Genomic DNA, 13,672 nt, shown 5'->3' with positions numbered 1-13,672 from the left:
ATCTTCTGGCTCTCGACCGCTCAGGGCGCGATTCCGGTGAGCGAGAAGAACTCTTGGCGAGAGCGGGCGTCTTCCCGCAGCGTGCCGAGCAGCGTCGACGTGACGGTGGTCGTACCGGACGCTTGGACGCCGCGCAGGGTCATGCAGGTGTGTTCGGCTTCGATGACGACGCCGACCCCGATCGGTTGCAGATTCTCGGCCAGCCAGTCGGCGATTTGTTTGGTGAGCCGTTCCTGCACTTGGGGGCGATGGGAGAAGTGCTCGACGATGCGGGCCAGTTTGGACAATCCGAGGATGCGCTCGCCGGGCAGATAGCCGACGTGAGCGACGCCGACGAACGGCAGCAGATGGTGTTCGCACACCGATCGCAGCGGGATACGGCGCGCCAGCACCAGTTCGTCGTAGCCCTCGTCATTGGGGAATGTGGTGAGGTCGAACGGGCGGGGCGTGAACAGTTCGGCGTAGGCGCGGGCCATGCGCCGCGGAGTGGCGTGCAGGTGTTCTTCGTCCAGGCCGACGCCGAGCGCGGTCAGGAATTGCCGCGCGGCGTGCTCGGCAGCAACCAGGTCCACTTCGGTGGCGGGTTCGTGGACGACCCGTAGCGCGGGCTGTAGCACGGCTAGCTCCCGCCCACGCCGAGGGCGGTCAGCAGCACCAGCACGACGGTGGCGACGGCGAGGACGCCGTGGCCTCCGACGACCGCGACCGGAAAATGCCGTTCGGGCGGTTCGGCCTGTTCGGATGTTCCGGTCGTCGTGCTCGCTCGGTACGCGGGCAGCCAGCGCACCAGCATGGCGAACCCGAGCAGTGCGACGGGGATCAGCAGCACGAACGCCACCCACGCCAGCGCGTCTTCGTCGACGACGAGGTAGCTGATCCACACGATCAGCCCGGCCACGGCGAGCAGGAAGTGCCCGAACACGACCGGCGGGGGCAAATGACTGCTGTTCGGTTGCCGAGCGCCGCCTTTGGCGATCCAGGTGCCCAGCAGAACGAAGCCGCCTACGGCGGTGAGCAGCCAGAGAATCAATGCCGCGATGCCCATGGTGTCTCCTGACGGAAATGGAATCGGATAGGGATCAGTGGTGGTAGCCGGTGGCCTGGGTGGTCTCGTCGGCCACCCGGACGCCGTAGCGGTAGGCGAGCTTTCCGCCGAGGTAGCCGGACACGGCCACGGTCATGAGACCGACCAGCGACAACAGCAGCGGCCCGGCCGGGACGGCCCCATCGGGGCCGGTGCCCGTGGTGCGCCACCAGAAGTTGATCGCGTACGCCGCGGTGACGGCCAGGTTGAGGCTCATGTGCACCAGTCCGGTGCGAAATGCCGGGGTGCCGGCCGGGATGGCGAACAAGTCCAGCAACCCGATCACCGCTGCGGCCAGCGCACCGAGCACGCCCAGCGCGATCAGCCAGAGCGCGCCCCGGGCGAGGAAAGCCGGGTCCTCGACCGCGTGTGAGCCGATGTCGAACACCGAGTTCGCCACCCATGCACCGATCGGCACGGTGACCAGGATCGGGTGGAACGGATGGCCGTACGGGCCGGCCAGCGCGGCGCTGACCGGGGTTTTGGCCTGCTGCATGTCCCCGCTCACGACAACCTCCCAACCTGGCTTTATTTACGCCAAAGATTATTGGCGTAATTCACCGTGCCGGTCAAGTCCCGCACCTCACTCAGGCACCCGCCGCATTGCGACCATCGCGGTCGGCGTTATCGTGGTCTGGTGACCAGCGAATCGGCGATCGGCGCCGTCGCCGCGCTCGATGACGAGCTGCGGCGGGGGATGTACGGGTTCATCCGCCGCGCCGGACGGCCGGTCACCCGAGACGAGGCCGCCGAACAGGTCGGGATCTCACGCAAACTCGCGGCCTTTCATCTGGACAAGCTCGTCGCCGCAGGACTGCTTCAGGCGAGCTACCAGCAGGTCGGCGGCATCCGGAAGGTCGGGCGCGCGCCGAAGGTCTACCAGCCCGCCGACACCGAGGTGCGGGTGAGCATCCCCGAACGCCGCCACGAAGTACTGGCCGAGATTCTGCTGGGCGCGGTGCTCACCCACGGCGCCGGCGAGACCGCTCGCGACGCCGCGCACCGGGTCGCGACCGATCGCGGCGAAGCCCTCGGCCGGGCCGCGCGGGAACAGGCACGGCCCGGCCGGCTCGGCGCGGAACGCGCTCTCTCGGTCCTGCAGTCGCTGCTCGCCGAACAGGGCTTCGAACCGGCCCGCCCTACACCGAGTTGTCTCCGATTGCGGAACTGCCCTTTTCATCCGCTCGCCGCCACCGAACCGGAACTGGTGTGCGGGCTCAACCGCGCCTACCTGGCGGGCGTGCTCACCGGACTCGAAGCGGAAACCCTCGACGCGGTGCTCTCCCCCAAGGCCGGGGAGTGCTGCGTGGAACTCCGCTCGGCCACCTGATGGGCTCAGCCCGCACGGGCTGCAACGGGCCGAGGCCGGTTGCGGCTGGGATCAGCAGCCCGCACGGTGCCGCGACGACCTCGACGCCGTCGTCCTGCCCATAGGCACGGCGACCACCGGGATCACCCGACGCGATCCCGCCCAGATGCCGATTTTCACCACCCCGCCAACGGTCGGCAGCGCCGGGAGGGCACACAGCCGGCGCGGTCAGGCGCTGCGGGTCATCGGCCGCGCCGCCTGGTTGATGATCAGACCGGCCTCCCACGCGCGCTCGATGACCTGCGCGATGTCGATGCGCCGCAGCTCACGGACTTCCGGGCTGGACAGCAGGTCCCCGATGTAAGCAACGACATGTTCGGCGACCATGGAACGCACGTCACCGAGCCGACCGAGCAGGCGTGCCGGACCATCCACCGCACGGACCCGCACGTCCACGTGTTCCTCGCCGACCTCCTCGGTACGGACGAAAACCGCGCACGGGTCCTCCAGCACCAACTGAACTCGCATGCGGACCCGGACCGCGGCGGCGAATCGTGCGGGCACACCGGCCAACTCCACCCGCAGCCTAAGCGTGATCGGCACCTCGACGGCGACATCCCACCCCTGACCCTCATACGCTTCGGCCCGGACGTCCCCCGGCCGACCGATGGCGGTGACGCATACCAGCGCACCTGGGCCGGCTTGAACCGGGCCTACCTCGATACGGTCCCCGACGATCTCCTCGATGACCCCCGCGATGCGCTCCGGCCGCGCGGCGGACCGCAACAACTCTTGCGCGAATCGTGCCCGCGCCGACTCCGTCGCGAACCATTCCCGATCGTCACGGCTCTCGATCCCTGGCATGAGCCACCTCCGTTCACCCAGCCCGCGAATACCCCGCAAGCCGGACATAATCACCCCGGAACCCCGCTGAATCCCGCCTCACCGACGCCGGCCGGCAGAACACCCCGGAAGCCGCCCACCCTCGGCCGCGAGCAGGGCTATACCCGCGCACGGTCGGTGAAAGCGAGCGCGCCACCGAGGCCGGTCAGCGCGACTCCGGCGAGAGTGTCGACGGCGACCTGCGCCTGTCGTCGTCGGAGCACCGAGCGGAAACGCGTGGCAGTGACCACCAGCAGCAGCCACCACACGCAGCCGATGGCTACGTCGAGTACACCGAGGAGCAGTATCTGTGGTGTCACCGGCTTCGCCGGAGCCAGGAACTGGGGCAGCACCGCGACGAAGAAGAGCGCCGCTTTGGGATTCAATACGTTGGCGGTGAATGCCTGCGCATACACCGTCACCCTGGTCACCGACGACGGTGGCGACATACTGGAGAGCCGCGCGACATTCCAGCAGCGCCAGCCGCGATACCCGTCACGCAGGGCGCGGGCACCGAGCACCACCAGATAGGCCGCTCCAGCGAGTTTCACCGCGGTGAACGCCGCGGCGCTGGTCGACAAGATCGCCGACACACCGACCGCGGCAGCCGCCATGTGCACGATCAAACCGCACTGGACGCCCGCCGCCGCGCACAGACCCGCAGCCCGCGAACGCGAGGCCTGACGCAGGACCACGAACCAATCCGGACCGGGTACCACGTAGGCGACCAGCACCGCCGCCACGAAACCCCACACAAGACGAGCATCCACCCGGAACCCTCCCGCTCCTCGACAGCAACCGCCTCACCAGCCTAGGGGTGGCCCACTGCTGATCGGCGCAATCGTCGACGCGGGCAACGGATCCCAGCACAGCCTGTCGCCGGGCAGCCTGTCGTAGCGCCGGACGTTCGGCACAATGGTTGCCCCGCAACGAACTTGCAAGCTCGACCGCCGCCCAGCCGCACCTGTCCGTGCACAGCGCGCCCTTCGGCCGACATTCTGGAACCGACAGCTACTCCTGTTGCGGGCACGCAAGGTGCCGCCCAGTCATCCGACTGCGGCCGTTGCACTCCCGCACCGGCGTGGACGAGTTCAGCGCCGCCGCGGCGCGGGCGGTGGGATGATCTCGCTCGCAATCACTTTCACACCTGAAGTTCGTGACGGACCCGGCTCCGTTTCAGCGGGTTGCGCTGACGCATGGATTCGGGAGTGCCGAGATCGTGGCCAGGTCGCAGATGCCGCCGGTCAATATCTGCAAGGGAGCGGCGACCAGCAACGTGAGAATGCCGATCACATCGCCGCGCTGGAGATACCACGCACCCGTGCGCGCTGCCGCCGATCCGGAGTCCAGCGCCGACGAGCCGGTTTCGCCCGCGACAGCGATCACCGGGGCCGATCCGCTCGGTTCCGCCGTCGCGCCGGCCGCGGTGACGACAAGCGTCGCAGCCGCGACCGAGGCGGCGGCAAGGCGGAGTGGGGTACGCATCATCGCGCTCCTTCGTTAGTGAATCGTTATTCACATAGTAGCCGAAGCGGCTCCTGTCTGGCTGGCGATTCGGAAAGGAACGGCCGACGCTGCGCGCGTCGCTTATTCAGTGCTCAAAGGTTGCCATTTGCACAGGTACAGCGCGAGTTAACCGCGACTCCACTGCCGAGGGGAGCCCTCCAGGGGCGCCCCCCGGCTCAAAGAACCACCATGCGCAATCCCGACGAAAATCGACGAATATATGGTCACTTAATGCTGAGTCGATCAGTCGTTCCCGCTATCCCGGGCGTCCTCCGGGAGCCACCCAACACGAGGACTGCCCGGTGCTCCGCGGCATCCAGCGCGACCGCCGGCCGCTACAACGGACACGACCGAGAGGGCATGGACCGAGGAGAGTGCCTTGCCGCGGCGGTTCGGCGTTCTCGATCGGGCGGCCCTCAGGCGCCGCGCCGCTGTGTGTTCTCGCCTCCGATCGGGGTGGCGCCCTCGGTCGGTCCGGCGGTGGTCGTGGTCTCGGTGGACTTCCTGCCGCCGCGGGTCAGCGTGCGGCGCGCGAGGTAGGCGAGCGCGCCGGCCGCGACCACGGCGGCCCCGGCCAGCACCGACGTCAACGGCAGAGCGAAGGCGAGCAGCAGACAACCGGCCAGGCCGATGCCGGGGATGACACGGGGCGGTCGGTTCTCTGCCGGAGAAAGCGTCCAGGCTGCGGCGTTGGCGACGGCGTAATAGGCCAGTACACCGAACGAGGAGAACCCGATCGCGCCCCGCAGATCCACGGTGGCGGCCAGGAGCGCGACAACCACGCCCACCGTGATCTCGGCCCGATGCGGCACGGCGAACCGGGGATGGACGGCGGCGAGCACATGGGGCAGGTGCCGGTCGCGGGCCATGGCCAGGGTCGTGCGGGAGACGCCGAGGATCAACGCGAGCAGCGAGCCCAGCGCCGCCACCGCGGCACCGGCTCGCACCGCAGGCGCCAGCCACCCGGCCCCGGCTGCGTGCACCGCATCTGTCAGTGGCGTCGTGGCCGACGCGAGGTCGGCAGCGCCGAGCGTCATCAGCACCGCGACCGCGACGACGGCGTAGACGACGAGGGTGATGCCCAGCGCCAGGGGAATCGCCCGCGGAATCGTGCGGGCGGGATCGCGCACCTCCTCCCCGAGTGTCGCGATCCGCGCGTATCCCGCGAAGGCGAAGAACAGCAGGCCCGCGGCCTGCAGGACACCCGAGATGGTCATTTCTCCGCCGATGCGCAGCTGCGCCACCTGCGCGCCGTCGGAGGTGAGGACGGTCACGGCCACGGCCGCGAGCACCGTGAGGACGACCGCGACGATCGCGCGAGTCAGCCACGCGGACTTCCGCACTCCGGCGTAGTCGACAGCGGTCAACGCGAGGACCGCCGCGACCGCGACCGCGTGCGCGTGGGCCGGCCAGAGGTAGCTGCCGACGGTCAGCGCCATCGCCGCGCAGGAGGCGGTCTTGCCGACGATGAAACCCCATCCGGCGAGGTAGCCCCAGAAGTCGCCGAGCCGTTCGCGGCCATAGACGTAGGTGCCGCCCGACGTCGGATAGCGTGCGGCCAGCCGCGCCGAGGATGTCGCGTTGCAGTAGGCCACCACGGCGGCGATCGCCAATCCCACCAGCAGCCCCGATCCGGCAGCCTGCGCGGCCGGCGCGAGGGCGGCGAAGATACCCGCGCCGATCATGGAGCCCAGCCCGATCACCACCGCGTCCGCCACTCCCAGGCGGCGGCTGAGCTCGTCGGGTACTGCGGGACCGGCCGGTGCGTTGTCCGACATGGAAGCGCGCTTACGACGCGGCGGCGGGCTGGAACAGTTCGACGAGGTTGCCCGCGGGGTCTTGCAGCAGGACTTGCCGGCCGCCGGGGCCGCTGACGATGTCATTGCGGAAGGGGACTCCGGCCGCTCGCAGTCGTGCGGATTCGGCGGCGATGTCATCGACGACGAGCTGGATGCGGTTCCAGCCGGTGCCCGCCGCCGGGGTGACGCCGTCGGACAGAGGGCGCCCGGCGGAACTCCCGGGCCCCGACAGGAGCAGTTGCAACGGGCCACGCCGGACGGCGGCGAAGGCGGGCGCGGCGTCGAGGTCGACGGTGAAGCCGAGGTGGGTGGTGTAGAACTCGACCGCCGCGCGCACATCATCGATGAGGTAGCGGACGCGGGCGACTTCGGTCGGCGCGGTCGTCATGTTCGAGTCTCCTCGTGATTGTTTCTCGGTATGGAGCTGATCGGAGCGGGCCGTCACCAGCCGGCGGTGGCTACAGAGGCGCGGTGACGCGACGTTGCCGCGATGGTGGGGGCCCGAATCCGATCCGGATATCGAGCTCGCTTGCGACACGCTGGAATTCCGGATATGTCGCACAATCGGTGTCGGCGGCGGTGGACGGGTTGGGCAGGCTCCAGTGTGTCGTTACGGCCGCTCCGTGATCGCGGGGAACTTCACGGATCTTGTCGCACAACGTGATCACGTAGTCGAAACGCCGCCCGGTGATCGCCTCCAGCGACTGCGGCCGCCGAGGTTCGAGATCGATGCCGTAATCCGCACGCAGGACTCGTGCCGTGTTCGGATGCATCCGCGGCGCGGGATGGCTGCCGGCACTCGTGACCTGGATCCCGGTGGCCCGATGCCGCAGCATCGCCTCTGCCATCGGGGAGCGCGCACTGTTGCCGGTGCACAGGAACAGCACCGAACTCCCGCGGGGCCACTCGCGGCGGGTAGGAACCAGCGCGGGGTGCAGGGCGACGGCCGCGTCACCGAGAGCGTTCGCGCAGGCAGACAGGTCCAGGTGGTAGTAGGTGTCGCGTGCGTCGAAGCTGCTGCGGCGTGCGCTCACCAAGCCCGCAGTGCGCAGCAGCCGCAGGTGATACGACACCGAATTCTGCGGCTCGCCGACGGCGTTCACCAGTTCACGCACCCGGCGATCCCCACCGGCCAACTCGATCATCACCGCCCAGCGCAACGGATGCGAAGCCATGCGCATCAGCAACGGAACAGGAACCGGATCGGAGGCGACCACACCGCCAGAATACATCAAATTGGTTTGATGAACATTAGGTTTGACAATTCATTGTGTTCAATATTTACTGAACACACCGTACTTGCAGAACTCGTTGCAAGTTGCAGCGAAGGAGTGACATGACCGCCCCCGCCATCCGCATCGAAGGCCTGAGCAAGCGTTACGGCAAGCACATCGCCCTCACCGACTTGAGCCTCGAGGTCGCCCAGGGTGAAGTGTTCGGCTTTCTCGGGCCCAACGGCGCCGGCAAGTCGACCACCATTCGCATCCTGCTGGACCTCATCCGTCCCACCGCCGGACGCGTCGAGGTCTTCGGCACCGATCCCCGCACTGGTGGTGCGCAATTACGACGGCGTATCGGCTACCTGCCGGGTGAACTCGCCCTCGAAGGCCGCAATACCGCGCGAGATCTGTTGGCGTTCCTCGCCGATCAGCGCGGCACCGTTCCCGCTGGGCGAATCGAGGAGCTGGCGCGACTACTGGATCTGGACCTGTCCAAGAAGGTCGGGGCGATGAGCAAGGGTAACAAACAGAAGGTCGGAATCATCGCCGCCTTCATGCACTCCCCGGATCTGCTGATCCTCGACGAACCGTCCTCCGGATTGGATCCGCTTCTGCAGCAACGATTCCTGGACCTGGTCACCGACGCCAAGAACAACGGGCAGACCGTCTTCATGTCCTCGCACATCCTCACCGAGGTGCAGCAGACCGCCGACCGCGCCGTCATCATGCGCGCCGGACGGCTACTGGCCACCGAGGATGTGGAGGAACTCCGTCGTCGCGCCCCACGCACCGTCGACATGGTCTTCGGCGCGGATGTCTTCGCCGACGACTTCGCACACCTGCCCGGTGTGCGGGATCTGACCGTCGAGGGTCGCACCCTGCATTGCACCACCGAGGGCGAGGTCGACGCACTGTTCAAGACGGCCGCCAAGTATCCCTTGGTGAGCGTGCTGTCCAGCGAGCCCGATCTCGAGCAGATGTTCTTCAGCCTCTACGACCGCTGAACCCACTGCCCCATCCAGCCCGAAGTCTCTTCGCACAAAGGACCCCGTCATGACTCGCTCGGTGTACACGCAGACCCTGAAGGAACAGAAGCGCTCCCTGATCGGCTGGTCGCTCGGCATGGCCATCGTGCCGCTGATATACCTGCCGTCCTATCGGTCATTGGCGGAGCAGGGCTCGCTGAACATCGAACAGAGCAGCATCTACGACGCGATGGGCATGGGCGACTTCGCCACCGCCGCCGGTTATCTGCACTCGACCATCTTCGCCCTGATGGGCCTGCTGCTCGTCGTGATCTTCGCGGTCACCATGGGCGTCCGCTCGGCTACCCAGGAAGAGAGCGGGACGCTGGATCTGCTCCTCGCGCAACCGATCAGCCGCACCAGCCTGGTCCGGCAGCGGTTCGCCGCACTCGCGGTCCAGATCGGCGTGGTCACCGGCGTACTGGGATCGAGCGTGCTCGTCGGAGCCGAAGCCGGACAATTGGACGTGCCGGCCGGGAATATTCTCGCCGCCGTGGCCGGTCTCGGCCTACTCGGACTGGCAGTCGCCGCCCTGACCCAACTGGTCGGCGCGGTCACCGGGCGACGGGCGCAGACTCTGGGGCTCACCGCGCTGCTGGTGCTCGGCGGATACCTGGCCAACAGCCTCGGCGGAATCGTCGACGGGGCGTCGTGGCTGAGGAAGTTCTCGCCCTTCTACTACGCCATCGGCGACTCACCGCTGGTGAACGGCTGGAATCCGGGACACCTTCTCGTGCTGGCCATCCTCGTCGCCGTCGCCTGCGGGCTGTCGCTCATCGCATTCGATCGCCGGGACCTCGCGGTCTGACAACTCCTGCGGGGCGGTTCGCACCGACCCGCCCCGCATCCCCGTTTCCCGCAGGAAGAATACTGATCCCATGACCAGCGCATCCGAATCGGCACCTGCCCCCACCGACGCCCAACTGGCCTTCGTGGAGGATCTCGCGCTCGTCTTCGAACGGATGGGTCTGGTCCGCATGGTCGGCCGGACAGTCGGCTGGTTGTTGATCTGCGACCCGCCGGAGCAGACCTTCAACCAGATCGCCGAGGCGCTGCGCGCGTCCAAGGGCTCCATTTCCAGTGCGCTCAAAACACTCACCACCATGCGATGGGTCGACAAGACCAGCAAGCCCGGCGATCGCCGCGACTACTATTCGGTGCGACCGGGCATTCTGCCCGAACTCACCAGGCAGCAATCCGGCATGTACGACCAGCTCACCGATATGACCTCCCGCGGCCTGGCCCTGTTCGATGATCCGAACGGCGCGGACGCGGCGCGAGTGCGCGATATGCACGAGTTCTTCGTCTGGATGGGCAAGGAATTGCCCGCTCTGCTGGATCGGTGGGAGGCCGAACACCGCAGCGGCACACGATAACCGAGAATCGCGCCGCCCTTTCCGCCGAACTGCTCGGATCTCACCCGGCACTTCGAGTCCGCGCGCTCCGGACACCGCCGGCCCTGGATCTGCTGCACGGCGTCGAACAGTCTTCAACGCAACGCGGTTTCCGTATCGATGCGATCGCCGGTCAGCATCATCCAAGCCACGCGCCACCGCCCGATGCGGCGCGGGATGCTGACGGTCCCACCGGCTGCCGGGCACCAAGCCCATACTCGATCTCCGGCAGCCGGAAGAATGTCCCGAGCGTGGCCACCAGCCGCCCGGCGAAGGCCGCCATCTCGATCCCGGTGCCCTCAGCCGGATCGGTCGGCCGATGCTGCCCCTCGTACACCGTCGCCATCCGATCGCCGAGCCGGTCCGCGACGTGCGCTAGGGTTCGAACCCGTGTCCAAGCTGCGGCGGCGAGTGACAGAGGCTGCGGAAGCGGCTCTGGCCCAACGCAAATATGTGTCGGCAGTCGACGTCTTCGCCGCTCTGGGGTGGGTGCGAACCAGTCGGATCGATCGCTGGCGGCAAGGGCAGGTGCGGTCGTTGGAGCAGGTCGCAGCGGTGGACTCACGGCGGATGCACGAGGCGGCGGAACTACTGGGCGAGTGGGCCCGCGAGCACGGGCTCATCGCGAGCACAGCGACGTATCTATCGGGTGGGCGCGATCGCGAGGCATTGCGGTTCGCCGACGACGGCGCGGACGAGGTGTTCCGGGTGCACTGGCTCTCCGCGCAGCTCAGCCCGGCGCGCCGCGAACAGGTCGTCCAACGTCAGAACCGGGCGCCGGATCTGACGGTGGTCGAGGCCGCAGAGCCGTGGACGTGCGCCGAATGCGCCGAAACGGGCCCGTATTCGATCACCTCCGCGGCCGGGCCGCTGTGCCTGACCTGTTCGGACCTCGACCATCTCGAGTTCCTGCCCGCCGGGAACGCGGCGCTGAGCCGGCGTGCCAAGAAGGAGAGCACCCTCGCCGCCGTCGTGGTCCGCCTCAATCGGCGACGCAAACGCTACGAACGGCTGGGCATCCTCGTCGAAGAAGCCGCCCTCACTCGCGCCGAACAGCAATGCCTGGCCGACGACGATGCCCGTGCCCGCCGCCGCGAACGCGACCGCATCCGACGCACCGCCCGAGACGTCGAATACTGCGCCCGCATGTCCGACGAGATCCGCCGGCTGTTCCCCGGCTGCCCCGCCGACCGCGCCACCCAGATCGCCGAACACGCCGCCGTCCGCGGCAGCGGCCGCGTAGGCCGCACGGCCGCAGCCAAACTCTTCTCCCCCGAAGCGCTCACCCTCGCCGTCATCGCTTCCATCCGACACCGCGACACCGATTACGACCACCTCCTCATGACCGGCGTCCCCCGCTCGGAGGCCAGAGCCCGGATCCGCCCGACCGTCGACCACGTCTTGGAGACCTGGCGCGGTTGAAATCTCCGTGTTCTCGTAGCGAGTGCTGTCCTGGAGTCAGCGATCGGTGTTGCGTCCACGGCGGCGAGCCGATGCACGCCGACGACATCGATGCGCTGCCGGATCGGCGTGCTGCGCAGGTCCAGCAGCCGGGAGTCGGCCTCGGGCATGAGCGAGAACGTCATCCGGGTCCGGCCGCGGGAGTCCAGATCGAGCAGGTCGCGGTCGACGTACTTGGTGGCAAACGACGCCTTCGCGTCCGGCCACATGCGGAACGCGGTGATCAGGTCCGCGACGTTGTCGCTGACCAGCGCGTCGACCGAGCAGTCGCTGTTCTCACCCGAGTCGGTTGGACGTCGATGAACTCGGTGCCGATCTCGCGCATCCACTCGACCGCGTGGCGTGGATCGATCAACGCTTCGGGCGTGTAAATGCCGGGGGCGACAGCGTGCCCGCGCAACCCGAGCAAACGCTCGACGCCCAAGGCGATGCCGAGCGCGGTCAAAGGCCGCTGCCCCGCCGGATGGACCAGGTAGCGGCTCGTCCGCGCCGGATCGCCCGCCTTATCCGCTCCTTCGATGTCGATCCGAACCTCCGTGGAAGCGGATCCGCCGCGGCGGCGGCCCGCGGACTCCCCTACGGCGAGGTCGAAGCGAACGTCGTCCGCGCCCGTCGCGAGCGCGATACTCGGCACATCGAGGACGGGGATGCTCTGCCCGGGCACTTCGACACCGTCGACGCCGCGCACACCGGCTTCGGCGTCGGCCACTGCCAGCCAGGTGAAGACGCCGTCACGCCGCACCCACCCCGCCGAAGTAGCGGCCGAAAGCCGCTCCAGATCCGCCATCCCCGCGGGGCCGCCCGCGTCCGTTTCATCCAGCACGGCACCGATCCGGACGGCATCCACCCGAGCGAAGCCCTCCGCCGCCGCCAACGTCGCGAGCACGACGAGACCGGCGAGATAGTGACTGGCCACCAGAACCGGCGCGGCGTCCGCGCGCTGCGCGCCGGCGACGACCTCCGGCGCGATCTCCACCAAGCCACTGGAGATGCTCAGATACGGCAGTCCACGGTCCTGCGCGAAGCGCAGCCCGGACAACTTGCGGTCCCACAGCGCCGCGACCACCGCCGAATAGCCGTGATCAGCCGCGAGACCGAGGTCCGGGCGCTCCAGATCAATGGTCACCGCCGACGCCGCGCCCAATTCGTCGGCGACCCGCTGGGCGCGCGCGAGATCGCGGCCGGCGATGGTCAGGGGCAGCGTGGGGTGCCACCGCCGCAGCTGGGTGGCAGCTCCGGCGCCCGCCTGCCCCGAACCGCCCAGAATCAGCACCGATTTCGACCGTACCGACATGTGTTCCACTCCTACGCCGAACCTACATTTTGTATGTACGTTTTGTAGATACAGAATGTAGGTAAACTTGACCGAGAACGCAAGGGAGGACCGATGGCCACCACGCCGCCTCGCCTGTCCAAACAGGCCAGACGCGAGCAATTGCTCGAGACCGCACTGGCGGTCGTGCGCGCTCACGGCGCCGACGCCCTCACTCTGGTCACGCTCGCGGAGGCCGCCGGAGTGACCCGGCCGGTCGTGTACGACCACTTCGGCACCCGACCCGGGTTGCTGCTCGCTCTCTATCGGCGGCTCGACGAACGGCAGCGGGCCGCGTCGATACAAGCGTTGCGAGATGCCGGACCCACCGCGGCGGAGGTCGCCCGCGTCGCCAGTGCCGTCTATTTCGCCTGTGCCGCCGACATGCCGGAACTCACCGCGATTTCCGCGGCCCTGAAGGGAAATCCGGACCTCGAGGCGGCCCAACGCGAGATGTACGACCGCTATACCGACCTGATGGCCGCCGCACTCCAGCCACACTCGGCCCTGGCGCCCTCGGCGCTGCGGTTGCGCTGTGTCGGCATCCTGGGCGCGGCGGAGGCCATCGCGGCCGAACTGAACCACGGCCGGACGACGACCGCCGATGCGATCACCGCACTCACCGACATGATCATGGGCAGCCTCGAGTCCCACGAGATCGTTACGGAAGCACGGTGAAT

Annotated in this window: 17 protein-coding genes; 6 read left to right on the top strand and 11 right to left on the bottom strand. The window is 68.2% G+C overall.

Features of this window, described 5'->3' with window-relative positions; all coding sequences use genetic code 11:
- Window positions 1-20: 20 nt before the first annotated feature.
- Genes folE through NNI01S_RS21640 form a run of 3 tightly spaced genes read right to left on the bottom strand, consistent with a single transcriptional unit; the run spans window position 21 to window position 1,592 of the window.
- A complete protein-coding gene (gene folE, locus NNI01S_RS21650; protein WP_063021954.1) occupies window positions 21-617 on the bottom strand; it encodes a GTP cyclohydrolase I FolE in 597 nt (198 codons plus the stop codon).
- 2 nt (window positions 618-619) lie between these two features.
- Window positions 620-1,045, bottom strand: coding sequence for a hypothetical protein (locus NNI01S_RS21645; RefSeq protein WP_063021953.1), 426 nt, complete (start codon window positions 1,043-1,045; stop codon window positions 620-622).
- A gap of 34 nt (window positions 1,046-1,079) precedes the next feature.
- On the bottom strand, window positions 1,080-1,592 hold the full coding sequence (locus NNI01S_RS21640) for a DUF2231 domain-containing protein (RefSeq protein ID WP_435825066.1): 513 nt from the start codon (window positions 1,590-1,592) through the stop codon (window positions 1,080-1,082).
- A 129-nt stretch (window positions 1,593-1,721) separates the two neighbouring features.
- Between NNI01S_RS21640 and NNI01S_RS21635 the strand changes: the two genes are divergently transcribed.
- Window positions 1,722-2,414 (top strand): helix-turn-helix transcriptional regulator, encoded by a 693-nt coding sequence (locus NNI01S_RS21635; protein ID WP_063021951.1) that lies wholly within the window; start codon window positions 1,722-1,724, stop codon window positions 2,412-2,414.
- Window positions 2,415-2,621: 207 nt separating this feature from the next.
- Here NNI01S_RS21635 and NNI01S_RS21630 read toward each other — a convergent pair whose 3' ends face one another.
- From NNI01S_RS21630 to NNI01S_RS36375, 6 genes are all read right to left on the bottom strand, one after another.
- Window positions 2,622-3,257, bottom strand: coding sequence for a hypothetical protein (locus tag NNI01S_RS21630; protein WP_063021950.1), 636 nt, complete (start codon window positions 3,255-3,257; stop codon window positions 2,622-2,624).
- A gap of 137 nt (window positions 3,258-3,394) precedes the next feature.
- A complete protein-coding gene (locus NNI01S_RS21625; RefSeq protein ID WP_063021949.1) occupies window positions 3,395-4,045 on the bottom strand; it encodes a LysE family translocator in 651 nt (216 codons plus the stop codon).
- A gap of 406 nt (window positions 4,046-4,451) precedes the next feature.
- Window positions 4,452-4,760 carry a hypothetical protein gene (locus NNI01S_RS21620; protein ID WP_157114902.1) on the bottom strand — a complete coding sequence of 103 codons (309 nt, stop codon included), beginning with the start codon at window positions 4,758-4,760 and terminating at the stop codon, window positions 4,452-4,454.
- A gap of 437 nt (window positions 4,761-5,197) precedes the next feature.
- Entirely contained in the window at window positions 5,198-6,559 is a 1,362-nt protein-coding gene (locus NNI01S_RS21615; RefSeq protein WP_084489128.1) for an APC family permease, read from the bottom strand.
- A gap of 10 nt (window positions 6,560-6,569) precedes the next feature.
- On the bottom strand, window positions 6,570-6,968 hold the full coding sequence (locus NNI01S_RS21610; RefSeq protein ID WP_063021947.1) for a VOC family protein: 399 nt from the start codon (window positions 6,966-6,968) through the stop codon (window positions 6,570-6,572).
- A gap of 70 nt (window positions 6,969-7,038) precedes the next feature.
- Window positions 7,039-7,797, bottom strand: a complete 759-nt coding sequence (locus NNI01S_RS36375; RefSeq protein ID WP_281180671.1) for an arsenate reductase/protein-tyrosine-phosphatase family protein — start codon at window positions 7,795-7,797, stop codon at window positions 7,039-7,041.
- 119 nt (window positions 7,798-7,916) lie between these two features.
- On the opposite strand from NNI01S_RS36375, the gene NNI01S_RS21600 reads away from it, so the two are divergent.
- The 3 genes from NNI01S_RS21600 to NNI01S_RS21590 all read left to right on the top strand — a co-directional run bounded on the left by NNI01S_RS21600 (window position 7,917) and on the right by NNI01S_RS21590 (window position 10,201).
- Complete coding sequence (locus NNI01S_RS21600) at window positions 7,917-8,804, top strand: ABC transporter ATP-binding protein (protein WP_063021945.1); 888 nt, start codon at window positions 7,917-7,919, stop codon at window positions 8,802-8,804.
- Window positions 8,805-8,853: 49 nt separating this feature from the next.
- Complete coding sequence (locus NNI01S_RS21595; RefSeq protein WP_063021944.1) at window positions 8,854-9,633, top strand: efflux permease Rv1217c-related protein; 780 nt, start codon at window positions 8,854-8,856, stop codon at window positions 9,631-9,633.
- Between the two features lie 70 nt (window positions 9,634-9,703).
- On the top strand, window positions 9,704-10,201 hold the full coding sequence (locus NNI01S_RS21590; protein WP_063021943.1) for a GbsR/MarR family transcriptional regulator: 498 nt from the start codon (window positions 9,704-9,706) through the stop codon (window positions 10,199-10,201).
- A gap of 157 nt (window positions 10,202-10,358) precedes the next feature.
- On the opposite strand, the gene NNI01S_RS35725 is transcribed toward NNI01S_RS21590, so the two are convergent.
- On the bottom strand, window positions 10,359-10,565 hold the full coding sequence (locus NNI01S_RS35725; protein WP_063021942.1) for a hypothetical protein: 207 nt from the start codon (window positions 10,563-10,565) through the stop codon (window positions 10,359-10,361).
- 44 nt (window positions 10,566-10,609) lie between these two features.
- Between NNI01S_RS35725 and NNI01S_RS21580 the strand changes: the two genes are divergently transcribed.
- Window positions 10,610-11,641 carry a DUF2293 domain-containing protein gene (locus NNI01S_RS21580; protein WP_245676319.1) on the top strand — a complete coding sequence of 344 codons (1,032 nt, stop codon included), beginning with the start codon at window positions 10,610-10,612 and terminating at the stop codon, window positions 11,639-11,641.
- A 262-nt stretch (window positions 11,642-11,903) separates the two neighbouring features.
- Here the strand turns inward: NNI01S_RS21580 and NNI01S_RS21570 are convergent, their stop codons facing one another.
- Entirely contained in the window at window positions 11,904-12,974 is a 1,071-nt protein-coding gene (locus NNI01S_RS21570) for a saccharopine dehydrogenase family protein (RefSeq protein ID WP_063021940.1), read from the bottom strand.
- 93 nt (window positions 12,975-13,067) lie between these two features.
- On the opposite strand from NNI01S_RS21570, the gene NNI01S_RS21565 reads away from it, so the two are divergent.
- Window positions 13,068-13,670: a TetR/AcrR family transcriptional regulator gene (locus NNI01S_RS21565; RefSeq protein ID WP_063021939.1), complete on the top strand. Its 603-nt coding sequence runs from the start codon at window positions 13,068-13,070 to the stop codon at window positions 13,668-13,670.
- Window positions 13,671-13,672: the final 2 nt, after the last annotated feature.

Source organism: Nocardia niwae NBRC 108934 = DSM 45340, from assembly GCF_001613465.1.
In the GTDB taxonomy this organism is placed as follows: domain Bacteria; phylum Actinomycetota; class Actinomycetes; order Mycobacteriales; family Mycobacteriaceae; genus Nocardia; species Nocardia niwae.
The sequence above is the reverse complement of the archived record's forward strand: the minus strand, read 5'-3'. Positions and strand labels throughout refer to the sequence as shown.